This is a genomic window from Moorena producens PAL-8-15-08-1 (assembly GCF_001767235.1).
Classification (GTDB): Bacteria; Cyanobacteriota; Cyanobacteriia; order Cyanobacteriales; family Coleofasciculaceae; genus Moorena; species Moorena producens_A.
In genome coordinates this window covers 2,845,192-2,869,961 of sequence record NZ_CP017599.1, presented here as the reverse complement: position 1 = coordinate 2,869,961, position 24,770 = coordinate 2,845,192, and the positions used below count along the sequence as shown (strand labels likewise).

Sequence of the window (24,770 nt, the reverse complement as noted above, 5' to 3'; positions counted from 1 at the left end):
TATCAAGTCCTTAGCCAGATTATTTTATGAATAGTTTTTAATTTTATTTACATTTTATTACTTTATAGGAAATGTGGCGTAGGGTGCGTTAGGGGCGGGCTAGCTCTGATTTTCCGCCTGTTTCTGCTTGAAACAGCCCGACCCGTAACGCACCATCAGGTCAAACAGCTTTAACGGAACAAGGAACAAAAATTATCACAATTGATTTCGGCTCCCTATATCCCTTGGTTATCCCTTAGATACCCATCCCTAGATGGGTGCATCTCCTAAAAGTTGTTTGACAAGGTGGTGCGTTACGGGGCGGGCTGTCTAAACCCTGGCGCTTGAGCGGAAAACGAGGCCCCCCCTAACACCTCACAGGGGTAGGTTTTTTACTTTGGAGATAGGTAATAGGTAATGGGTAATAGGTAATGGGTAATGGGTAATGGGTGATGGGGAATGGGTAATCGGTAATGGCTAATCGGAACCCACCCGACACCCCGACCAGGAGGGGAAGAGCGGGAGATGGGTCGGTAATCGGTGGAAATTCTTGATGATTTTCCGACAGACATATTTTGAGAAATTTCAACAAGAGTGCCAGTACGTACTCGCCCAAATGTAAAAAACCTACCCTTGTCAGCCCCCTAACACACCCTACGCAACTTTTTTACAAATATGAGATGCACCATCCCTAGATACCCATCCCTGTAGCTCTGGCTAACTTTATGTCACAAAAATTTACATCAATTGCTAGCAAATATAGGTATAATATTCCTGTTATTATTCCCACCAGTAATAATTAGTATTGCTACTAGCAATAGCAGCTTTAACCGACTAGTAATCAAACGTCAGTTGTCAGCAATCAGCCGTCAGCCGTCAGCTTAAAATAAACCCCACGTAGCGTGCGTCAATTGGCAAGCTGATAGCTGATAGCACCTCAAGTAGCGTGCGTGGCACAGGCTTCTAGCCTGTGATGTAGCGCTAATCGCTCATAGGTGATAGCTAATAGCTTAAGTCAATTACCCCTCCCCAGGCTCAGGAGAACGAATCCCATGGCATTAGATGTGTTGAAACGCTATAACACTCAGTTAGGTTTAGCCCTATGCTTAGCCATTAGTGGAGCGTACGCATTTTCAGTAAACCAAGCTAATGCTCAGATTACTCCTGATGCTACTTTGCCCCAGGGGGAAAGGTCACAGCTAGACCTGGGCTCTGGTGAGGTAAATGGGAAAATTGTTGATCTAATTAAGGGAGGAGCAATCCGAGATATCAACTTGTTCCACAGTTTCGTTGAGTTTAATATCGACAAAGGGCAAAGGGTTTATTTTGCTAATCCAGCTGGGATTCAAAATATTCTGTCTCGGGTAACTGGTGCGAATCCCTCTAATATTCTTGGCACCTTGGGTGTCGATGGTGGAGCGAATTTGTTCTTGATTAATCCCAAGGGAATTTTCTTTGGGGATAAGGCGAAGCTGGATGTATCGGGGTCATTTGTGGGCACCACTGCTGATGGGATTGGGTTTGGCAATCGAGGAGTTTTTAGTGCCTCTAATCCAGAGCCGCCATCGCCATTGCTGACCGTTAATCCTAATGTATTCTTCTTTAATCAAATTCCCGGTAAGATTACCAGTCAAGCTAAGTTAGAGAAGCTAGCGGTTGATAACCTGTTGTTGCTCGGTGGTGATATTGAGGTTAGTAAGAAAGATAATAAGAAAGATAGTAAGATATCCACTAATCAAGGTGGGAATATTTTGTTAGCGGGATTGGGCGCACCAGGAGAAGTAGCATTAACTCAAGAGGGTGACAAGCTGGGTTTAGATTTTCCCGATGGCGTCAAGAAAGGGAATGTTGTCATTAAGGATAGCGCTATAGAAACTTCGGTAGCAAAAGATAGCGATGTTGATGGTGGTGACATTAGGATTATTGCTGATTCTTTGGAAGTAGAAAACACCGAAAAGAAGAAAGACCGGGGTATTTTTACTAAAACTGAGAATAATGGTAGGAAAAGTGGTGATATTAGTATAAGTGCTGATAACTCAGTCTTGATTAAGTCTAGTGCTAATAAAGAGCGCCAGGGAATTTTTACGATTACCGATGACAAAGGTGGAGAAGGCGGAAAAATTACTATCGACGCTGGCTCGTTGACAGTGACAGTAGAAAGCGAAAAGAAAAAACAGAGAAAAAAAGACCAGGGAATCTTCACCATAAATAAGGCAGATGGTCAGAAAAGTGGTGATATTAGTATCACAGCTGATGACTCAGTATCGATTAAGTCTACTGTTGAAAAAGAGCGCCACGGAATCTTTACGATCACCGATAAAAAAGGTGGAGAAGGCGGAAAAATTACTATCGACGCTGGCTCGTTAACAGTAGAGACGGCTCGAAGAGAGCAGGGAATATTCACCATAACTAAGGCAAGTCAAAAAGGCGGTGATATTATCATCACCGCTGATGACTCAGTTTCGATTATTGCTTCTAATAAAGGAAGTCAGCATGGAATCTTTACCTTAACTGATTACAATAAAGATAAGAAAAAAGATGACCCAGATGGTCAACCAGGAGGAAGTATTCAAATTACTGCTGGCTCGCTAATGGTGGACTCTGAAAAAGAAGAGCCGGGGATTTCCGCAAGAACAGGGGGAGATAGTGATAGCGGCAGCATTACCATTGATGTGAGTGGCAATGTAGAACTAAAAAATAGAGGTATCATTCAAACTGAACAACGTAAAAGCAAAAAACAGGGTGGTCCAGGGGATGTGACCTTAAATGTCGATGGCGATGTTACCCTCTATGATAGGAGTAGACTTCAGATCGAAAATGAAGGGGATGGATCTGGTGGTAAAATTACCATCTTGGCTGGGGGAGCAGTTAATGTCATATTCGACAGTAGAATTGAGAATACTGCTGAAGCAAGAGATCGTAAAATTAGACAAGCCTCATCGGAACCAAGGAGCGGTGGTATTTTAATCGAAGCTGCTTCCCTCTCCATTGATGCTCGCAATCCCAGGGATCCTAAATCCAAAAGAGGTCAAAACGGTGGAATTAGGGCTAAGACTGAAGACTCCCCTATCCCTGACGGGAATCCCATAGACATCCGTGTGGGGTCACTGACCATGATTGGATCTGGCAGCTCTCAAAACACTAAGGATGCTGGTATAACTGCTAATACATCAGGAGATGGCAAGGGAGGCAGGCTCACAATCATCGTTGAGGGAGACTTCATCATGAAAGATCGAGCCAAAATTGAAGCGTCAGCCAAAAATGACAAGACAGGCAATGGTGGCGAGATAACCATTGAAGCTGCTTCAATTTCCTTAAGCGGTAGAAGCTTTATCAGAACTGATGCTAGAACACAAGCTAAGGGAAATCCTGGCAATATCACCATAACCGCTAAGGATAAGATTGAGATTAACAACAGCGACATCAGAAGTGACATAGATTTTAATACTGGAAACCCAGAGCGCGCCAAAGAAAACCCAGGAACCTTTGGTAACATTACCATTAAAGCTCGCTCTCTATCCCTCCAAGATGGAGGGATACTGAAAACTGCTACTAAGGGCAACATTCCAGCAGGTAATATTAAAGTCAATGCCACGGATTTTGTGGAAATTTCTGGGAGTGGCTTTGTACCTAGTGCCATAGTCACCGAAAGTGAACTAGGCTCCCAGGATCTTGGAAACAATACCTTTAAGCTAGGAACGATTGAGGTCAATACCGATGGTAAATTAACCGTATCAAATGGCGCAGTCATCAGCGCTCGCAGCACCGGTGAATTTACAGGCGGTGATATAACAATTAATGCTAAGGAAGTAGAGGTCACCGCAGGGGGAGAAATTCTTTCTACTGCCACCAGTAGTAACTTAGAAGAAGTATTAGGCGTCACGGCAGAGGGAGAACTTGAGACTCAACCCTTAGATTTAGATGGTGCTCAGAGGACTGGTAAACCTGGTAATGCTGGCAATATTAGGATTAACGCTTCAGAGCAAGTTATTGTTAGTGGGAGTGCTCCAAAATCATCAAAATCCACTGTTGCTAGGATTGATAAGAGACTGAAACGACAAAATAAAGATGTGGATGGCAGAAATCAGCGACTGCAAGAAAAACTTGAAAAAGAAAATAATAAACTCCTCAAACAGCAGGATGAATTAAAACAACTCAAGGATAAACTCAAGGATAACCTTTCCGAAAAAGACATAGAAAAAGTAAAACGAGATATAGAAAAAAAATCAAAAGATATAGAAAAAAGACAACAAGATATAGAAAATGAAATAGACAAACGACAACGGCAAAACCGTGAAGACAAAATCAAGGCGTTCAGTGATATCCTTGAGATTCAAAATGATATCCCTGAAAGCAGGATTTCAGTTGGAGCCACCAGAGGTAGCGATGCTGGAGACTTGACCATAAAAACCAAAAACCTAACTGTCGAAGATGGAGGACGAATATCAGTAAGCGCTGTGCCATTAGATCAGGATGGTTTTCCAGAGAGAAACGTGCCTCAGAGCGAGCGAGGAGTCGCTGGCACACTGGAAATTAAGGCTGAGTCTCTTACCCTAGACAACGGCAAACTTATAGCTGCTACTGGAAAATCAACCGACCCACAAACCAACAGCGAAGATGCAGCAAATATCGATATCAATGTATCAGGATTGACAACACTCGATAACAACAGCCTAATCTTGGCTGATGCTACAGGTAATGATGTCAAAGGCGGGAACATCACTATTGAAGGCGGATTACTGATCCTATTTCCCTCTGACGGTGAAACAGGTAACGATATCTTTGCTAATGCTGAAGAAGGCCAAGGTGGAGAGATAAGCATCACCCTGCAAGGCTTGTTTGGAAACTTCAGGTTACAGGAAGGTCCAACTCGATTTAATGATATCTCTGCTATTAATTTGCAGGGTAATTCGTCTTTGGATGGGTTGTTGCAGATCGATGCTGCAGTTAATCCTACCCAGGATCCTGAGATCTTACCAACATCACTAGTTGACCCTTCAGCATTAATTGTCGCTAACTGTCCCAGGAGTGGAAAAGTAGCAGTAGATGAACTCGGTGAATTCATTGTTACTGGACGGGGTGGCTTACCCCCAAGTCCCCTAGACCCAATTACTCAACGGTCTGTACTGGTAGATTGGGTTACCCTTGATACTGAAGAAGATGAAGAAGAGACCATCAAAGAAGCTAAGTCTACTCCTACTCCTGATGTTAGTTACTTACCAATGAGAGGGAAACGCCGCACTGCCTCTACTCCTACTCCTGCTCGTCCCAAGAAGAAAATAGTGGAAGCTCAGGGTTGGACAGTGGGCGAGGATGGTACAATTATCTTGACGGCTGAACCGAATAATGGTACTCCTAAGAGTAATTGGTATAGTCCTAGATCTTGTGGTAGCAAGGGTTGAGGCAAGGGATAGATAATATTGATGTTGCCGTTAACTGCAAGAAACGGCGTTGCTGAATTAAAGTATGAAGCGCGATCGTTTGGTTTTGCTAAAGCCCCCTAAATCCCCCAATTTTGGGGGACTTTGAAACTCTTGTTCCCCCCAGAATTGGGGGGCTAGGGCGTGTTTTAAAACTCGGAGATCCCCCTAAATCCCCCTTAAAAAAGGGGGACTTTGAGTATGGCTCCCCCCTTTTTTAAGGCTCACAGGGGTAGGTTTTTTACATTTGGGTAAAACATGGGACGACCGAGAGGGAGAGGAAAAGGAAAACAACGAACAAATGATGATTTTTAACGACAAATTAAGTATATTGTCTTGATGCAATAGCGAGTGGGGGAAACCCCCTGTTCCCTTGCTGCATCGCTTTCTTATCCCCCACACCCCACACCCCACACCCCACACCCCACACCTGAGGTCAAAGTAAAAAACATACCCTTGAAAGCTTTTTTAAGGGGGGCTGGGGGGGATCATAATCTTGCGGAAAACTTTGAAACTCTTGTTCCCCCCAGAATTGGGGGGCTAGGGGGGCGAAACCATACCCAAAATCAGCAACGCCAGAAATTGCTGCAATTTTGTAAATTATCAATATAGCACTACCCATTAAGATTAGGACATTTGTAAACTCCGAAACCTAGTCCTAGCTTACTTCTGACTTCTGACTTCTGACTTCTAACTTGCGCGTAGCGCTATACCGATTCGCTAACTATAGCGCTAGCTAAAATTGCTCAGATTAAGCCCCTCTTAACTATAGCGCTAGGTTAGTTAACTTCAATCCAATTACTTCATTATCGAAAATTTCAACAATTTTGGATTATAGTGCGATTGACATGCAGTCACGCTACGCGATGAAGCAAAGCTTCCGCGCTTATGCGATCGCACTGTATAAGACTAGCGCGCTAGGTTAAGTGCCTTCAGCTTAATCCAGCTACTGTTGCTGATTTGAGCAATTTGGAGAGAATGCGATAGAGCTAGCTTGATCAACAAGGCGTGAAAATCTGTTACTGTTGGAAATTCCAGCAATTTGGGCTAATCATGATAGCGCTAGCAACAGCAACGCGCGATAGTTATCGGAAATTCCAGCAATTTAGGAAATTATGCGATCGCTCTGATTCATTTAATATAGCGCTATCTAAACTGCAGTCCAATTCGTTGGCTATTGGATATTCCAGCAATTTGGGCTAATCACGATAATGCTAGCAACAGCAACGCACGATAGTTATCGAAAATTAGAGCAATTGTGGATAATTACGATAGCGCTAAGTTAATCAATTTCGGTAGTTATCGAAAATTCAAGTAATTTCGGGAAGAAATGCGATCGCGCTAGCTGGATAAACATTGGGTGAAAATCCGTTATTGTCGGAAATTCCAGCAATTTGGGAAATCATGCGATCGCGCTAGCTGGATAAACATTGGGTGAAAATCCGTTATTGTCGGAAATTCCAGAAATTTGGGGAAATCATGTGATCGCGCTAGCAACAGCAACTTGCTGAGTTATCGTAAATTCCAGCAATTTGGGATAATCACGATAATGCTAGCAACAGCAACAAAGGGTGAAAATCGGTTATTGTTGGAATTTCCAACAATTTTGGAAAATCATGGGATAGCACTAGCAACAGCAATGGGCGGAAGTAGCGCGAAAATTCGATCAATTTCGGATAATCATGATAATGCTAGCTTGAGCAATTCCGTGAGTTATCGTAAATGCCAGCAATTGCGGATAATCACGATAGAGCTAGTTATCGAAAATTCCAGCAATTGGGGATAATCACGATAGAGCTAGCTGAATCAACAAGGGGTGAAAATCCGTTATTGTCGGAAATTCCAGCAATTTGGGAAATCATGCGATCGCGCTAGCAACAGCAACTTGCTGAGTTATCGAAATTTCCAGCAATTTGGGGAAATCACGATAGCACGTTGGTTGAGCAACAAAACGTGAAAATCCTTGACTATTGGATATTTCAGCAATTTGGAATAATCACGATAGTGCGTTGGTTAATCAATGCACGGTAGTTATCGAAAATTCCAGCAATTTGGGATAATCATGATAATGCTAGCTTGAGCAATTTCGTGAGTTATCGTAAATGCCAGCAATTGCGGATAATCACGATAGAGCTAGTTATCGAAAATTCCAGCAATTGGGGATAATCACGATAGAGCTAGCTGAATCAACAAGGGGTGAAAATCCGTTACTGTCGGAAATTCCAGCAATTTGGGAAATCATGCGATCGCGCTAGCAACAGCAACTTGCTGAGTTATCGAAATTTCCAGCAATTTGGGAAATCATGCGATCGCGCTAGCTGGATAAACATTGGGTGAAAATCCGTTATTGTCGGAAATTCCAGCAATTTGGGGAAATCATGGGATAGCACTAGCAACAGCAATGGGCGGAAGTAGCGCGAAAATTCGATCAATTTCGGATAATCCCAATAGTGTGTTGGTTGAGCAACAAAGCCTGAAAATCCTTTACTGTCGGAAATTATAGCAATTTTGGATATTGGTGTGATCGCTCCGAGGCCATTAGTATAGCGCTATATAAATAATAGAGCCTTCTTAATCAACAAAGCGTCCAATTCGTTGGCTATCGGATATTCCCACAATTTTGCATGATAACGATAATCTTAGCTTGAGCAACTTCGGTAGTTATCGAAATTTCCAGCAATTTTCGATAATCACGAGAGCGCTAGCAACAGTAACTTGCTGAGTGATCGTAAATTCCAGCAATTGTGGATAATCACGAGAGCGCTAGCAACAGTAACAAAGGGTGAAAATCCGTTATTATTGGAAATTCCAGCAATTTTCGATAATCACGATAGCCCTAGCAACAGCAACTTGCTGAGTTATCGTAAATTCCAGCAATTCTGGATAATCACGATAGTGCGTTGGTTGAACAATTTCGGTAGTTATCGAAAATTCCAGCAATTTGGGATAATTACGATAGAGCTAGCAACAGCAACGCGCGATAGTTATCGTAAATTACAGTAATTTGGGATAATCATTATAATACTAAGTTGATTAACAAGGGGTGAAAATCGTTTACTGTCGGAAATTCCAGCAATTTGGGATAATCACGATAATGCGTTGGTTGACCAACTTTCTGAGTTATCGAAAATTACAGCAATTCTGGATAATCATGATCATGCTAGCTTCAGCAATGGGCGTAAGTTATCGTAAATTACAGAAATTATGGATAATAACGATCGCGTTAGCTTAAGCAATTTCGGTAGTTATCGTAAATTACAGCAATTTCGGGAATAATGTGATCGTGCGTTGGTTGAGTAATTTCAGTAGTTATCGAAAATTCTAGCAATTTGGGATGATCGCGATAGCGCCTTATTGAGCAACAAAGCGTGAAAATCCTTTACTGTTGGAAATTCCAACAATTTGGGATAATTACGATAATCCTGGTTTGACCAACTTTCTGAGTTATCCGAAATTCCAGCAATTTTAGATAATCACGATAATGCTAGGCTGACCAATTTTCTGAGTTATCGAAAATTCCAGCAATTTTGGATGAGAGTGCTGTAGAGCTAGCTAGATCAATTTTCTGAGTTATCGAAAATTCCAACAATTTCGGAAAATCATAGATAGTGCTAGCAACAGCAATTTCAGTAGTTATCGAAAATTCTAGCAATTTGGGATGATCGTGATAGCGCCTTATTGAGCAACAAAGCGTGAAAATCCTTTACTGTTGGAAATTCCAACAATTTTAGAAATTATAGGATAGGGCTAGCTCTATCGCGATTATCGAAAATTCCAGCAATTCTGGAAAATCATGGGATAGCGCTAGCAACAGCAACTTCGCTGAAAATCCGTTACTGTTGGTAATTTCAGCAATTTGGGAAATCATGCGATCGCGCTAGCAACAGCAACTTGCTGAGTTATCGAAATTTCCAGCAATTGGGGATAATCACCATAAATCGGGGTTGGTAAGGGGGAAACTGGAAGCCCCTGTCGTTCACGTATGGGGAGGAAAGTTTCCCCCTTACATAAACAACTGAGCGTAAGGGAATCCTTATTGATAGGAATAACCATCGCTGCGATGAACAAAAGAACAGTATTTGTGTGAAATTCCGGCTACTCGACCTGTAGCCGTTGTGATATCAAAGCTACCGGTTGCTCGACATAAAACTCGACCAATATAAGAGCCAACTTTTTTCCCTTTGGTAACAACAGCTTTAACAATATCCCCTGTTTGAAATCCAAAGTGTTTCTTGGTGTTTGACCGATGTCGAATCGGAAAACCAAAAGCATTTGTTCCACACATTTGACGGTTGCCATGTCCTGTTGCTTTGATTTTCATTGGTCTTGACACTAAAATTTTTAAGGTATCTGGCGTTGAGTGGCCTACATTGGCCGCGTCCAACCAATGAGTTTTAGGTAAATTTTGACGACAACGGTTGTATTTAGTCCTACCACCAGTTCCCGTTTCCACAGGTATTCCTAGCTCTTTGAGGCCATTAAACAGTTTCCATCGAGTAGCATTAACGGCGGCTGTGTCAGCTAGTGATCTTTTCGATTGAGAGAGAATTGACTTGAGCAGTAAGGGGTTATTTTCTAAGAATTGCTCAATCGGTTTGTTTCCTTTCTTTTGGTTGCATTTTCGACAACTCAAAGTCAAGTTTGATACGCGATTAGAGCCTCCTTTTGACTTGGCAACAATATGCTCAATCTCTAGCTTAGTGTCCGTAGCACCGCAGTAAACACAACGACGATGCCATTTTTCTAGCATATATTCCCTTAATTCATAACCGGCTAGGGTTCCTTGTTGATATTCAATTCCCGAGATTTCTGGGTTTTGTATGAGTTGGGTATCAAATCGTACTAATTCAGTTGAGATGTGAGCAATTGGTGATAACTGCAAAAGCCGTTTTACCCAAGTCAAAATGTTTTCAACTCGACTGATTAATGACGGTGGCAACCATCCCTCTTGACGACATCGATTGTTAAACCGAGGTTGGCGATAACGAGTTTTGCGATTTCTGCGAGAATGCCTTAACTGTCTTCTAGAGGTCAGAGCGGATCGAATTTGACCCCCTCTGTGAGTCAGTTCTGCTCCCCACAGCACAGATTCATTTCTCAGGATAGCTATACCTGTAGTCTTCGATCCCGGGTCGATTTTAATCCTGAGCTGTTGATTATTTGGTTCAGCAACTTCCTCCTTCAATATAATCGTAAAAGGATACCTTTTAAACACAGCCGCTTTTCCCGTTTTGAGCAATTTTCTGGCTCTAGCTGGATGAGTTGGGTTTAAAGGTTTTCTTGAACTGTTCAAAACAAAAACAAACATGAGTTTAATCTCCCATTCGGGGTAATGTGAACCTCGCCAATGTTTAGAGTCGGTACTTTCTTCAACACACGGGCTTAACCCTTGTACACCACACTTAATGCTGAAGTTCTAGAGCTACAAACTGGTTCATGCATTCGTAGGTAGGACTTAAACTCTTGCTCTAAACGTAGACTTTGTAGGTCTTTGGCTGGTCAGGTGGGCTTTATTCAAGCCCCCGGCTTATAGCCGTGGGGTTCCTGACAAATTCCCGATCAGGCATCAAGGGTTTAAGTGCCCGCAAATGCCCCTCCGCATCAGACCGGTTCCGGTACCGACCAACAACCACCCGTTGCATTCTTGGCAATAAACGGATGACCGCCCATGGGTATAGGCGTTCAGAGTAAGTCATACTTTAGGTATCTCCTTAACTGGGGGTCTAGAGCCAGCCTTTGGGCTTGGGAAAACTTGGGGCTGGCTCTTAACGCTTTCACGTCTATGATTAGATTATAACATAAAAAACTTTTATTATAACATATTTTGCAAATTTTTGTAACAAAGTCTTGGGGGAGTCGGGAATCGGGAATCGGGAATCGGGTAAAAAAAATAGCGCTAGATAAATTCGGCTAAAGTATAGCGCTATTTTAAGCTCATCACTTAATCAACCCAAACATCTCATAAAACTCCAAAAAGTCAGCGCTAGATAAATTCGGCTAAAGTATAGCGCTATTTTAAGCTCATCACTTAATCAACCCAAACAACCCTTAGGATGCATAAAGACTAGCGCTAGATAAATTGTAAAGTTTTGCAAAAAACTAACACAACCTGAAATTAATGTGTTAAGTTAACTATAAGGTTAGCGCGATAGTAAAGGGTAACAAAAGATGAACCAACAAATGAACCAACAAGCCAAGATCGTCGGAACTACCCAAGCAGCCTTTCTTCTAGGGATTTGTGTCCAACGAGTTCGGCAACTTTTGAAAAATGGCAGAATTAAGGGCGCTCAAAAAGTAGGCAGATTTTGGCAAATTCCCCTATTTAACGGCTTGCCCAGGGTCAGTCCCGGTCGCCGTGGACCCAAGGGAACCTGGAGAAGAGGTTTCCAGAAGGTGGCGACTTACATCCACGTCAACCAGAACGTAATCAAGCAAAATAAAAAGCACGACACCTACAAGCCTGTGCTGACCGTCAAACAAGGTAATCGCAACACCTACGGTCATTATGTAGAAATCAAGGGTCCATCTCGGTTAGTCTATCAACCCAATTGTCCTAAGGATTGTGGGGCTACGGTGTGGCTAGAAGTTGACTCTTCTGTAGAAATTCTCACTAAAGTGTTTAGTTAATTGCAGGATGGGTATTAGCTTGGGGTCATTCCAGGTGGAAGCTGCTGGTTTGCGTAGCTTAAGAATTTCAAAAATAAGTGTTAACTTGAAGGTTAAAACTTTAATGTTCTTGGTCAAGGGTTTGTGAGAGTTCAACTCAAACAGTAGAAATGCTTCACTCGGAGTAACGGAAGCAAAAGTTATGCCTAGATGATTCGTAGATATACTTAGTTGTTACATTCAGCGGACGCAAAACTTATCCCTAGATACACTGATAGATCTACAGATATATTACATTCGTTCTCAATTTCTTCCCTTACTCTTGACTACTGTTGGTTTTATTTGCCACTCTATCACCAGGAAAACTAATTAATAGTTCTTACCTACTAAAAACAATTGCGATATGGTAAGTAATGTTTAGATTTGTTGCAGTAGTCAGGAGTTCATCTTTGTTAACCTTGGGTGCATTAGCAGTCGTTAGTAGCCTAATTTTAAAACCGTTAGAAGCTGGAGCTGCTGTTAATGATCAGAGTCTAGTCTTCGTAAAGGATTCATGGCCACAGGAGCCAGTGCCAATTCCAGAGAACTTGAACAAAGGGGATAATCAGGTTTTAGGGAGCGACACTGTAACAAATGTCAACACCATGGGTATTAACCAGCTCCTCAGTCCTCCAGCCCCAGCAAAAATTAGTCAAGCCCTACCTCCAAACCTACCTCCGGGTATAGAGCTACCGGAGGAGCGGCGGCGAAATCCCTTTCCAGATCCTACACCTCGGGCTCCTAAACCCCCCTCTCTGGAACCAGCGCCAGAACCCCAACCTCCCCAGAAACTTCCTCCTGTGGACGAACTTCTTGACCCATCTGCTCCTAGCCCTGATCTACCGGATGAAATTCTGGAGGACATTCCAAAACAAATTTTCATTAAACGGTTTAATATTATTGGCTCAACGGTATTCAGCCAGGAAAAATTAGCGGAAATTACGGATCGTTTCATCAATCAACCCATCTCCTTCCCAACATTATTTAAAATCAGGTCTGAGATTACCAAGTTATATGATGATGAAGGATACGTTAACTCTGGAGCCTATATCCCACCTCAGCAACTTGAAGATGGGATAGTAACCATTGAGATTATCGAAGGGGAATTAGAAGATATTATTGTCAAGGGTCTGAGTCGGCTTAATTCTAATTACATCAAAAGCCGTCTTGCGATCGCTACCAAGAAGCCTCTGAATGTAAGGCACTTACTACAAGCCTTACAAATGCTGCGACTCGACCCTTTAATTGCCAACATCTCAGCTGAACTGTCGGCGGGTGTTGAGCCTGGGGAGAGTTTGCTAGAAGTAACAGTAACTGAAGCGGATACCTTTAGCACCCAAATAACATTAGATAATGGACGCTCTCCGAGTGTAGGAAGCTTTCGGCGTCGTCCCAAAATTCGAGAAGGCAATTTACTGGGATTGGGAGATGCCTTAGAATTCAACTACACCAACACTGATGGTAGTGATACCTTTGATGTTAGCTACACCCTACCGATTAATCCCCGCAATGGTATCTTGCGCTTAGCCTATGGGACAACATCTAGTGAAGTAATTGAGCCTCCTTTTGATGATATAGATATTGATTCAGAATCACGCTTTTATGAAATAACCCTGCTTCAGCCTGTATTCCAAACTCCTACCGAAGAAGTAGTTATTGGTATCACCGGCTCACGCCAGGAAAGTGAAACCTCTATCTTAGATACCCCCTTTCCTTTATCAGCAGGAGCTGATGATGAAGGGCGTACACGGATTAATGCCATCCGGTTAATCCAGGGGTGGACTAAGCGCAGTGAGCAACAAGTTTTAGCAGCTCGCTCCCAGTTTAGTATTGGGATTAGTTCAGGAGATACTACTATTAATAGCGGTAGGGGTGAACCAGATAGCAATTTCTTCGTTTGGCGCGGTCAAGGCCAATGGGTAAGGCTACTGGCACCAAACACTATCTTATTAATCCGAGGGGATGTGCAACTAGCAGACCGAAGCTTGGTACCATTAGAACAGATAGGGATTGGCGGTTTAGAGAGTGTGCGGGGCTATCGCCAGGATCTGATTCTATCGGACAATGGTGCCTTTATTTCTGCAGAGCTGCGTCTGCCAATTATTCAGAATGATAGCGGAACTCTGGTGCAGTTGACTCCTTTTCTTGATTTTGGTACTGGCTGGAATAAAGAAGATGAAAATGATATTGATGATAACACGATCGCATCCCTTGGTCTGGGTTTGCGATGGGAGCAAGGAGATTTCCTAGAGGCTAATATTGGCTGGGGCTTGCAGTTAGTGGATGTTGAAACTAGGGATAGAACGTTACAGGAAGATGGCTTCTATTTTTCGGTTATTTTTAGACCATTTTGATCAAGGAAATAAAAATTAACAAATAAAAATTAACAATTAAAAATTGCTATTAATATAGCGCCTATCATCCTAGTTATGAGGTGCAGCAAGGGAGAAAATGAACCATGGTCAAAAAAAGGATATATACCGTTTTGCTCTCGGTTGTAAATACACTTATTTTGGCAAGAGGCAACCCACCCCTAACCCCTCCCAGGAGGGGAAGGCAAGAGGCAAAAGCGATGCAGCGCGGTCTTGGGGGTTTCCCCCATGAGCGACTGCATCAAGACGGCAAGAGGCACCCACCCCTAACCCCTCCCAGGAAGGGAAAGATATCTGGAGTTTTGTGGGACAATCTAAAAAGACCTCTTAGGTTGATAGCTGAACTAACAACACATTATAGTGACATAGCTAGAGCAAATCGAAAATCCTTAGGGTTGAGGATAAGGAGGTGGATAAGGTTGCCTCTGATCGCTCTGTTAACAGCATTATTGTGCAATTTAGTCCCTCCGGTTTTAGCGAAAGTCCCACAAACCTTGAAAGTTGAAAGGTTGAAGGTTGTTCGCGAACAACCGGCTAACCTTGGCAAAAAGGCCACGCTACGCGAACAACCAAATAACCTTAAACCTGATAACGTTCAACCTGATCAGCTTAAACTTTCCACCTTACTTAAACAGGGGCAAGGTCTCTACGATTCAGGTAGATTCGCCGAAGCAGTAGATGTTTTAGAACAAGCTCTTGAGAGTAATCAAAATCAGGGAGATCAGCTATCAGAAGCGATGGTGTTGAGTAATCTCTCGTTGGCTTATCAGCAACTGGGATTATGGACTCAAGCCAAGAATGCGATCGCTAATAGTGAAAAACTATTGCGCTCTATAAAACCGAGTGATAAGTCTACAGCATACTTACAAGTGCTGGCGCAATCCCTAATGATCAAAGGAAGTATTGAGCTTGGTTCATCAGACGCACAAGCAGCAATGGAAAGTTGGGAGCAAGCTGCAGTAACTTATAGTGAATTAGGGGATGAAGCTGGTGAGATTCGCAGTCGGATTAATATAGCGCAAGCTCTACAAGACTTAGGGATGTATAAGCGGGCGTTGAATCTACTCAATCAGATCGAGGAATCGTTAATTGCTCAACCTGACTCTTTGAATAAAGCGGTCTTGTTGCGATCGCTTGGGAATATGCGTCAATTAGTAGGACAACTGAGCCAATCCCGGGAAACCTTAGAAAAAAGCTTACAGATTGCCCGAAACTTATCATCGTCTCAAGAGATTAGCGCTACACTATTTAGTTTAGGGAATACAGCCCGGGCTCAGCTTAGCTCAGGGGATACAGCACAGGCTCAGCTTAGCTCAGGGGATACAGCGCGGGCTCAGCAAGAATTAGACGAGGCTATTGACTACTATCAACAAGCATTTGACTACTATCAACAAGCATTCGATGAGTCATTAGATCCAATCACTAAGCTTGAAGCGCAATTAAATCAACTTAGCTTATTGATTGATACTAAAAGGATAAAGGAAGCACAAGCACTAATCCCTCAAATCCTGCCCCAACTGGAATCCTTACCTCTGAGCCGCCGCAGTATCTATCTGAGGATTAATTTTGCTCAAAGCCTAATGAAGGATGAAGTTAGAAGTATCAAGGATGAAGGATATGTTCAGACTTTAGCCAAGAGACTTCAGCCTTCGGTTAAGATTGCGGTTGCTCCTTCTTATGAAATTGCTAAAATCCTAGCTACTGCGGCACAACAGGCTAAAACATTGGGAGATAAGCGAGCTGAAGCTTATGCTATTGGTAGTCTAGGTCAACTGTATGAGCATAATCAGCAATTGCCAGAATCTCAAGACCTGACTCAACAAGCCTTAAAGTTAGCTCAGGAAATCAATGCTCCGGATATTAGCTATCGCTGGCAATGGCAACTGGGACGTATTTCGAAAGGACTTGGGGAAGAGCAAAATGCGATCGCAGCTTACACCGAAGCAGTTAATACTCTCAAGTCTATACGTAGTGACCTAGTAGCTGTTAACCAAGAGGTCAGGTTTACCTTTCGAGAAAGTGTCGAGCCAGTCTATCGAGAATTCGTGCAATTACTGCTGCAATCAGACAGCAGAAATTCTAATCCCGAGAACTTGGAAAAAGCGCGTGAGATCATTGAGTCACTACAGTTAGCTGAACTAGATAACTATTTTCGCTCAGCCTGCTTGAATGCTACTCCTGTAGTCATTGATCAAGTCATCGATCAAGCTGATACGAAAGCAGCATTAATTTATCCTATCATACTGCCAGAAAGCGTGGATATTATTATCCGCTTACCCCAACAAAAACTGCGTCACTATAGAACAGAGCTTCCCCAAGACCAAATTGAATCTACTCTGGAAGAACTGCATCACTTCCTACCCCAGCTTCATCGACGGAAATTTTTACCAATGTCGCAGCAGGTATACAATTGGATAATCCGACCGATTGAAGAGGATTTAGCTAACTCTCAAGTAGACACCCTAGTATTTGTGCTTGATGGAGCTTTGCGCAATATTCCCATGGCAGCACTCCACGACGGTAAGCAGTATTTAGTCGAAAAGTATAGTATAGCGCTAACTCCTGGACTAGATTTAATGAATCCCCAGCGCTTAGTCAGGGAAGATATCAGAGTGCTAACGGCTGGGTTATCTGAATCCCGTCAGGGATATAATCCTTTGCCATTTGTAGAAGTAGAGCTAGAGAAAATTAAGGCTCAAGTTCCTAGTGAAATCCTCCTCAATCAGGACTTTACTGAAACCAACTTTGAAAATTCTGTTGAAGCAGCTCCTTTTCCAGTAGTACACATTGCCTCCCATGGTGAATTTAGCTCTAAAGCTGAGAAGACGTTCATTCTGACTTGGGATAGTAAGATAAATGTTACTGAGTTGAAGGATTTATTACAAACCACAGACCTACGCCAACCCACTCCGATCGAATTACTCGTGCTGAGTGCATGCGAAACAGCAACTGGGGACAAGAGAGCGGCTCTGGGTATAGCTGGTGTAGCTATAGAAGCAGGAGCACGTAGTACCCTCGCTACTATTTGGGCAGTTAATGATGAAGCCACAGCGGCGTTAATGAATCGATTTTACCAGGAACTTACTGACAAATCAATCTCAAAAGCTGAAGCCCTCAATCGCGCCCAAAAATCAATTTTACAAAACCCAAACTATGAACATCCTTATTACTGGGCTGCTTATCTGATGGTAGGTAATTGGTTGTAATAACTAATCTAGCAATTCTACGACTTGTGAGGTACAAATTTGTTGTTTTTAGGGAGCAGGGAGCAGGGAGCAGGGAAGATGGAAAAAATAATGTGTACCTCATGAGTCCTAGAAACGCTATATCATGTTCCGTTGAACACTTATAAATAGTAGGTAATAGGGAACAGGGAACAGCGATGTAAAGTTGCCAAAAGCCCCTCTGCTCCCTGCTCCCTGCTCCCTGCTCCCTGCTCCCTATTTCAACAGTTAATTTTACTTTTGTCGGACTACTTACCAAGGATTACCAACTACAGTAAAAGCCGCCCAATAATAGGGATGGGATAAATCTTCATAGTTGAGAGATGCTAGTTCTGGAGGTAACGATACATTTGGTCGATCAGTAACACTAGCCAAACTTACCTTTTGTTTCAACATCCCAATCTGAGCTTGTCGCAACGCTTCAGCCTTAATTGGTACAGTCTTAAGAGACCGATAAAATTCACTCATCAGCACTAAAGTTCCCCCATCACTGACATACCACAAACTAGCGACTGCTGACTTGACATTGGCGCGAACTGCTAATCCTGCAAAGCCTAACTCAGCTTCTTTATCCCCGATAGCAGTGCGACAAGAACTCAGCACCAATAATTCTATTGTTGGTGAGTGCCAACGCAATTCAGTGAATTCCTCTAAAGTCAGTTTACTATCCCAAAACTGAATATAAGACTGGCTTGGTTTTCCCGCCTTGAAGTCTGAATGAGTTGCCAAGTGCAGGATTTTATAATTCTTATTATATCGCTGTTGCCACTTTAGATTATTTATGGTAAATTTCCGATTCAAGAAAGATTTTCCTTGCCAAGGATATTGGGTGATAACAGATAACTCTATCGGCACAGCAGGCAAGGAATTGTGTTCATTAAATTCTGAGGCACCCATAGCCAAAACTTGGGAATTTTTCAGATCACTATAGACAGTATCTGTTAATTTGAAGGCCGGAATAAGTGCTAAACTATACTTCTGAACCAGAAACTCTTGGCCATCATGTAAAGCAGCAAAGGGTAAGTGGCGTAACCCTCCACCTAGGCAAAAAATTAGATTATCGATACCTTGATTTTTAAGGTATGGTTCCACTGGCTCAATCATCCACTGATAGAGTTGCTGAGCTACTGGTAGATAATCTTTAGTGTGTCTACGCATAGGATGAGTAATAGTTTGGATAAACTCTTGCACTAGACTCAACAGAGCTTCCTTATTGGCTGCGGAGACACGCTTGTGAATAGGCTTACCTTCTGGTGTAATTAATACCAGTTCTAGTTGGTGCGATCGCGGAACCATGTAGATAAGACCAGGCTTTTGACCAGTTTGATTGGTGATTTTGCCAAGAGTATTAGCAATTTCTTTTACAGTGATGGATTGCTCAGGAAAATTGATGTCGAGGTGGTGCTGATATTGTTTTTCCCAAGTTTGTTCAATTAAAGGTACTGCTTCTACTACTTGGTTATTGTCCAGGGCTGTTCCAAAGTTGGGGGGATTAACAGCTGGTGATTGAGCAATCGTTTGATGAGTAAGAGCATTGGAGCCAGTGTGGTTAGACATTGGTCTAGTGACTTGTGCTTGCACCGAAAGAGCACTGATAGTTCCGGTGAAGTGTAGTGTCGCTAGGAACCAGCTAAAGCTAGTCGCTATTCGTTTCATAGTTACGTCACGCAGAAAAGCAAAGGTAAGTAGTAAACGTAAGTATTTAGCGAACGCGCCCCGCCTGACCTACGGTCAATCGAGCTACGCGCACGTTACACGAACGCACTTACCCAGTCAGCTTTCGAATCAAGCAAAACTTAGGAATTTGGCTGAAAGTGGCCAGTAGATAAGTTTTTCGAGGACAAATCTCCGTTTTTCGGATTATCCTGATTAGGATTAGCTGAAAGCTAAACGCTAAACGCTGAATACTTACGATTAGAAAGAGCAAAATTGACAGCAGATGGATTTTTCATCCATCTCTCAGAATAGTCAATCTTTATTAAAGCAATGAGTAATAGCAATCCTATTTAATGGGAATTAGGATTGCTGATTAGACTTGCTCTATCGTACTTATCCGCCTTGAGTTAACTATTTATGCAAGAAAGAAAATTAATTATTTGAAAAAGGTATTGCACTACATTGACTCAATCCTCTTCACCTGCTTCAACCCCAAAAACACGGTTAAAAGATTTCAGCACCTTATAACCTGAATCAATCGACTCCAGGGGGTCTTTACGCAAGCGGTGCCGTAAACATAAGGTAATCACCCGGCGGATATCATCCACTGTCACTTCAGTTCGTCCTTCAAATGCAGCCAGAGCCTTAGCCGCACGATTAGTTACAATATCACCCCTGAGTCCATCCACATCCAGTTCTGAGCAAACTTCTGAAATATTCACCCGAAAGTCGTAGTCCATTTCTACTTCAGCAAGTCGCTCTTGAGCCATTACTATCTGTTTCTGTAACGCTTCTTGCTCAGATTGGTGCTGTTCAATATATTGGTTGGGATTTTGATCAAACTCTCCCCGTTCTTCCACAATTTTGACTCGCAGCACTGGTTCTTTGACCGTACGGATTTCCGCGTGCATCCCAAAGCGGTCTAGTAACTGGGGTCGTAATTCTCCTTCTTCCGGGTTACCAGAACCTACTAAAACAAAGCGAGCAGGGTGGCGAATGGATATACCTTCCCGTTCTACAGTATTCCAACCACTAGCAGCCGAGTCTAGGAGTACATCCACTAGGTGGTCATCGAGCAGATTAACCTCGTCTACATAGAGGATGCCCCGATTCGCTTTAGCCAAGAGTCCTGGTTCAAAAGCTTTGACACCTTCAGATAAGGCTTTTTCTATATCGATTGTACCACAAACCCGGTCTTCGGTTGCCCCTAAGGGTAAATCTATCATGGGAACTTTCTTCTTGACCGAAGTCCTGGATGCAGCTGTTCCGTTACCATTGCCCATCCAGTCAGGATCCTTAGGGTCAGAGTTGAAGGGGTCTTCAGCAACTACATCGATTTCTGGTAATAAATCAGCTAAGGCACGAATAGTAGTAGATTTGCCTGTGCCGCGATCGCCCATGATCATTACTCCCCCAATTTTGGGATCGATCACATTTAAGAGCAATGCCAGTTTCATTTCTTCCTGACCGACAATGGCGGTGAAAGGAAACACTAGGCGGCGAGTAGTCTTGGGCGCTTGGGCAGTAGGACTCACTGGGATTACTTAATTCTTATGGTTGGTTTTTCTCGACGATTACTATTTTGCCATAGTGCGTGCCTTGAGTTTTCATAAATCTTTTACGTTTTGCTTTTAATATCATCTGTCCTATCTCCCCATCTCCCGATCTCCCCATCTCCCGATCTCTCCATCTCCCCATCTCCCCATCTCCCCATCTCCCGATCTCCCCATCTCCCCATCTCCCCATCTCCCCATCTCCCGATCTCCCCATCTCCCCATCTCCCCATCTCCCCATCTCATCTACTATTAGTTGGAACCAGGAATAATAATATACCCAGTTGTTACATCTCCTAACACCAAATTAAATTCAGTTCCCCAATACCACCAGTGGGCTCCGACATAAGCGCAGATGATGCTATCTAGCTGGTCTTCAGCCGCTTTGAGAGCTTTACCTGTAGTGGGGATTTGGGGCAGAAATGAACTGCAAAGACTGGAAGTAAGGGATGAGGATGAGAGGGAGTTAAGAGAAGGGGTAAGGTGGGGTAGGGTATCGAGAATATATTGCCGAAGTTTGGTTAGTTCAGCGTGTCTTTCGCTTAGTTTACCTTTTTTGTATTTGAGGATCCGATTGAGGTTGAATAGCTGGACGATGGCGGGATGGGGGAAGACTTCGATTTGATAGCGCCCTAGTTTTTGGGGAGTGATGGTTGGGGCATGGATAAATTGCCGTTGTTCTAGGCTCAGACCAAATTCTACGGTGCGCTGGGCGAAGGGGCGTTGGAGGTTGGCGGGATAGCACCCAGCATGATAGCGACCAAAGTATTTATGGGTCAGTCTATCCGGTAGGCGCATTCCTGTAGGGTTGGGAATCAGGGTAGGAGCGTCTACTGCTACCATGGCGGGTTCTGGAGATGGTGACCAATGGTCTATCCAGTTCAGGATATCTGTGATTGACTCTTTGCGGTCTAAATCTAGCAGGTTTAGGGTACCAGCACACCAATCTAAGCAACAAAGACCAGTTGCTCCAGAAGTCCAGCCAAGGTCTATGCCTAAAAACCTCATAACTTACTCTATTTCACAAATTTTAATCAAATTCAGTAACTAATGTTACTTTTTGTGTTTTTATTTGGTAAATCTAGCTACTTTTTAATCAGATTTTTGTATGATTCAAAGTGTAAAGGTTTTCGGTGTATAAACAAATACCAAGTTGCAGACTGTCCCTGCAACTTGGCATTAAGACGAACAATTCACTGCATCGTCAAAGGAAACAGTGAACTATCCCTTTATTCGTACACATCTATTCTGAGGTTTTAGTCATGAGCATGCAAGATCTTAGTAGCACAACCCACTCCCATGTTGTAAGTAAACACTGGCAGCATCCGGTCAGGATGACTTTCCTGGTAGTTTTGTGCTCCTTTGTGATGGGCTTAGTGCCGTTTATGTCTATCTCAAATTTTTCCCAGACACAAACCCAGACTCTAATAACCCTTGGTGAGGCAGGTGTTTGGGAAACTCTAGGAGAGCGCAATTAAGAAGGAAGTTTAAACTTTTAACCTTAAACTTTCAACAATCAACTAAACACTTTGAGCTTTTGTAAAATCGGTGTTCCTAATGGCTCTTGGTTGGGATTTTGCGATCGCATACTGTGGGTTTCACTGATTCCCATACTGTCAGTTTCACTGATGGGTACCAAGTTGACAGCACAGGCTTTTAATTCTGGTTGCAGGGAAATGGGACAAGATTCGGGATGGGTCAGAGCATTAGCTTCTGCCTGATTTGCCCACAAAGCTCCCCAGTGCATGGGAGCAAACACAGTACCAGGAGTAATCGCTTTAGTGACTTGAGCTGGGAAGCGGCAAGTTCCGCGACGCGATCGCACTTCTACCCAATCCCCATCTTTAATCCCCAGCTTTTGGGCATCACGGGGATGAATTTCTAGTAACGGATTGGGGTACATTTTGGTGATTTTCTCAATCCGTCCGGTGCGGGTTTGGGTGTGCCAATGACCATAGAGTCGGCCACTGGTCAGCACCAAAGGGTAATCCTCCGACGGGGGTTCTGCCAGTCCTTTAGAATGGAAAGCGGCAAATTTTGCCTTGCTATCTGGCGTATTGAATCGGAAGTCAGTATAAAGCCGTTTGCCAGTATTGCTGATTGACTCAGAAGACTCTTGGTTTTGTAACTGCTCAGGGCAAGGCCATTGAATCGGACCGTCTTTCCGTAAGCGTTCGTGACTAAGTCCGGTCATGTCACAAAGGCGTCCACGGGTCAGTTGCACAAATTCCCGATATACAGCGGCAGAGTCAGTAAAGTCAAATTCTTTAGTAAAGCCAAGGCGACGCCCTACTTCCGCAAAGATTTCCCAATCCGGTCTGGCTTCCCCTGGTGGATTACGGAATTGGGGGCAAAGGGTGACAACTCGCTCAGAGTTAGTCATAGCGCCAGTCTTTTCACTCCACTGGGCTGCTGGCAGCAAGACATGAGCATAGGCAGCGGTTTCAGTGGGGTAGTAGGCATCTTGATACACAGTGAAGGAGGATTTTCTTAGGGCTGCCTTAGTTCGTTCAATATCCGGCATACTCACAGCTGGGTTAGTGGCAGCAATCCACAAGAAACCGACTTCTCCTGTTTCTAGACCTTTGATCATGCTCCAAGCATCAAGACCAGCGTTGGGGGAAATTGTCCCTGGATTGAGTTTCCATAACTGTTCCACCTCACTACGGTGTTGGGGATTCTTTACTACCCGATAACCCGGTAAGATGTGAGCCAGTCCCCCAGCTTCTCGTCCTCCCATCGCATTAGGTTGACCAGTTAGAGAAAATGGTCCTGCTCCTGGTTTACCAATGTTCCCTGTCATCAGGTGTAGATTGATGATGGTGCGGACTTTAGCGGTACCTTCTGATGATTGGTTTACCCCCATTGACCACAAAGACAGGACACGCTTCGATTTTGCCCAGTAGCGAGCGGCTTCCTCAAGTTCATGCACCCGTATACCACATCTTTCGGCAACGATATCCGGTGGGTAGTTGATAATTACCTGAGCGTATGCGGAGAAGTCGCTGGTACACTCCTCAATAAATTCCGTGTCCAGTTTACCCCAGCGCAATAGTAAGTGAGCAATACCATGGAGTAAATCAATGTCAGTACCGGGTTTAATCGCTAGATGTAAGTCAGCCACTTCAGCGGTAGACGTGCGGCGAGGGTCTACCACAATCATTTTAACATTACGATGCTTTTTGTGATGCTTACGCAGACGGTTAAATACAATGGGGTGACACTCTGCTGTATTAGTCCCAATCAAAAAGGCACAGTCAGTTAATTCTAGATCGTCATAGCAGCACGGAGGTCCATCGGAACCAAAACTTTGGATGTATCCAGCTACAGCTGAGGACATACACAGGCGGGAATTAGCATCAAAGTTATTAGTACCGAGACAACCTTTGAGCAATTTCTGGGCAATATAGTAGTCTTCGGTTTGGAACTGACCGGAACCGTACATACAAATTGCCTCTGGTCCTTGGGTGAAACGAACCGTCTGAATCCGATTCACTACTCGGTCTAGGGCTTCATCCCAACTCACTCGCTGAAATGGTTGGTCTAGAGAATCCCGCATCATGGGATACTTGAGGCGGTCTTTATCCAAAGACTCACTAACCGTGGCACCTTTGACACAAACCATACCCTGGCTTGAGGGATGAGAGCGATCGCCTCTGACTTTCCAAATCGGATTCCCTTGACTATCTCGATAGGTAGCACGACCCGAAGCAGCTGGAGGTAATACTTCCAGACCACAGCCAACCCCACAGTAGGGACAGAGTGTCTTAGCTGAGTCAGTCATGATTTTTCCCCCAATTTTTTTTTTTTTTACTATTTTTATAGTTTGTAACTATATTAAATAGTTTTTAAATTAATTTATAATTAGTAATTCTTATATCAACTATCAGGTATTTATAACAAACGTTTAGCTAAACTTAA

18 protein-coding genes are annotated in these 24,770 nt (G+C 43.3%); 7 read left to right on the top strand and 11 right to left on the bottom strand.

Annotated features, from left to right (window positions below):
* Positions 1–346: 346 nt before the first annotated feature.
* Entirely contained in the window at positions 347–568 is a 222-nt protein-coding gene (locus tag BJP34_RS36535; protein WP_149030903.1) for a hypothetical protein, read from the bottom strand.
* 463 nt (positions 569–1,031) lie between these two features.
* Here BJP34_RS36535 and BJP34_RS10880 point away from each other — a divergent pair, with 463 nt between their 5' ends.
* From BJP34_RS10880 to BJP34_RS42925, 3 genes are all read left to right on the top strand, one after another.
* Positions 1,032–5,381 carry a filamentous hemagglutinin N-terminal domain-containing protein gene (locus BJP34_RS10880; RefSeq protein ID WP_070392363.1) on the top strand — a complete coding sequence of 1,450 codons (4,350 nt, stop codon included), beginning with the start codon at positions 1,032–1,034 and terminating at the stop codon, positions 5,379–5,381.
* A gap of 1,740 nt (positions 5,382–7,121) precedes the next feature.
* A complete protein-coding gene (locus BJP34_RS42930) occupies positions 7,122–7,274 on the top strand; it encodes a hypothetical protein (RefSeq protein ID WP_158517130.1) in 153 nt (50 codons plus the stop codon).
* A 227-nt stretch (positions 7,275–7,501) separates the two neighbouring features.
* Positions 7,502–7,654, top strand: coding sequence for a hypothetical protein (locus tag BJP34_RS42925; RefSeq protein WP_158517130.1), 153 nt, complete (start codon positions 7,502–7,504; stop codon positions 7,652–7,654).
* A 1,229-nt stretch (positions 7,655–8,883) separates the two neighbouring features.
* Here the strand turns inward: BJP34_RS42925 and BJP34_RS42920 are convergent.
* The 3 genes from BJP34_RS42920 to BJP34_RS36530 all read right to left on the bottom strand — a co-directional run bounded on the left by BJP34_RS42920 (position 8,884) and on the right by BJP34_RS36530 (position 11,095).
* Positions 8,884–9,051: a hypothetical protein gene (locus BJP34_RS42920; protein WP_158517129.1), complete on the bottom strand. Its 168-nt coding sequence runs from the start codon at positions 9,049–9,051 to the stop codon at positions 8,884–8,886.
* 381 nt (positions 9,052–9,432) lie between these two features.
* Positions 9,433–10,707 carry an RNA-guided endonuclease IscB gene (gene iscB / locus BJP34_RS10855; protein WP_070392358.1) on the bottom strand — a complete coding sequence of 425 codons (1,275 nt, stop codon included), beginning with the start codon at positions 10,705–10,707 and terminating at the stop codon, positions 9,433–9,435.
* 202 nt (positions 10,708–10,909) lie between these two features.
* On the bottom strand, positions 10,910–11,095 hold the full coding sequence (locus tag BJP34_RS36530; RefSeq protein ID WP_083305097.1) for a hypothetical protein: 186 nt from the start codon (positions 11,093–11,095) through the stop codon (positions 10,910–10,912).
* A 472-nt stretch (positions 11,096–11,567) separates the two neighbouring features.
* Between BJP34_RS36530 and BJP34_RS10850 the strand changes: the two genes are divergently transcribed.
* Together BJP34_RS10850 and BJP34_RS10845 are read left to right on the top strand one after the other, a co-directional pair.
* A complete protein-coding gene (locus BJP34_RS10850; protein WP_229424317.1) occupies positions 11,568–12,026 on the top strand; it encodes a helix-turn-helix domain-containing protein in 459 nt (152 codons plus the stop codon).
* A 392-nt stretch (positions 12,027–12,418) separates the two neighbouring features.
* Positions 12,419–14,398: a ShlB/FhaC/HecB family hemolysin secretion/activation protein gene (locus BJP34_RS10845; RefSeq protein ID WP_070392357.1), complete on the top strand. Its 1,980-nt coding sequence runs from the start codon at positions 12,419–12,421 to the stop codon at positions 14,396–14,398.
* Positions 14,399–14,551: 153 nt separating this feature from the next.
* Here the strand turns inward: BJP34_RS10845 and BJP34_RS48675 are convergent, their stop codons facing one another.
* Positions 14,552–14,680: a hypothetical protein gene (locus tag BJP34_RS48675; protein ID WP_267876536.1), complete on the bottom strand. Its 129-nt coding sequence runs from the start codon at positions 14,678–14,680 to the stop codon at positions 14,552–14,554.
* 155 nt (positions 14,681–14,835) lie between these two features.
* Here BJP34_RS48675 and BJP34_RS10840 point away from each other — a divergent pair, with 155 nt between their 5' ends.
* Positions 14,836–17,622, top strand: coding sequence for a CHAT domain-containing protein (locus BJP34_RS10840; RefSeq protein ID WP_229424316.1), 2,787 nt, complete (start codon positions 14,836–14,838; stop codon positions 17,620–17,622).
* Positions 17,623–17,892: 270 nt separating this feature from the next.
* On the opposite strand, the gene BJP34_RS10835 is transcribed toward BJP34_RS10840, so the two are convergent.
* The 5 genes from BJP34_RS10835 to BJP34_RS10825 all read right to left on the bottom strand — a co-directional run bounded on the left by BJP34_RS10835 (position 17,893) and on the right by BJP34_RS10825 (position 21,857).
* Positions 17,893–19,296, bottom strand: coding sequence for a CHAT domain-containing protein (locus tag BJP34_RS10835; protein WP_070392356.1), 1,404 nt, complete (start codon positions 19,294–19,296; stop codon positions 17,893–17,895).
* Positions 19,297–19,763: 467 nt separating this feature from the next.
* Positions 19,764–20,831: a magnesium chelatase ATPase subunit I gene (gene bchI / locus BJP34_RS10830; RefSeq protein ID WP_070392355.1), complete on the bottom strand. Its 1,068-nt coding sequence runs from the start codon at positions 20,829–20,831 to the stop codon at positions 19,764–19,766.
* Positions 20,832–20,847: 16 nt separating this feature from the next.
* Positions 20,848–20,994, bottom strand: a complete 147-nt coding sequence (locus tag BJP34_RS42915; protein ID WP_158517128.1) for a hypothetical protein — start codon at positions 20,992–20,994, stop codon at positions 20,848–20,850.
* Positions 20,943–21,074, bottom strand: coding sequence for a hypothetical protein (locus BJP34_RS48670; RefSeq protein ID WP_267876535.1), 132 nt, complete (start codon positions 21,072–21,074; stop codon positions 20,943–20,945). The genes BJP34_RS42915 and BJP34_RS48670 overlap by 52 nt, the downstream gene beginning before the upstream one ends.
* A 27-nt stretch (positions 21,075–21,101) precedes the next feature.
* Entirely contained in the window at positions 21,102–21,857 is a 756-nt protein-coding gene (locus BJP34_RS10825; protein WP_070392354.1) for a DUF429 domain-containing protein, read from the bottom strand.
* Between the two features lie 254 nt (positions 21,858–22,111).
* Here BJP34_RS10825 and BJP34_RS39290 point away from each other — a divergent pair, with 254 nt between their 5' ends.
* Positions 22,112–22,327, top strand: coding sequence for a hypothetical protein (locus tag BJP34_RS39290; RefSeq protein ID WP_149030902.1), 216 nt, complete (start codon positions 22,112–22,114; stop codon positions 22,325–22,327).
* A gap of 38 nt (positions 22,328–22,365) precedes the next feature.
* Here the strand turns inward: BJP34_RS39290 and BJP34_RS10820 are convergent, their stop codons facing one another.
* Positions 22,366–24,633, bottom strand: coding sequence for a molybdopterin oxidoreductase family protein (locus BJP34_RS10820; RefSeq protein WP_070392353.1), 2,268 nt, complete (start codon positions 24,631–24,633; stop codon positions 22,366–22,368).
* Positions 24,634–24,770 lie beyond the last annotated feature (137 nt).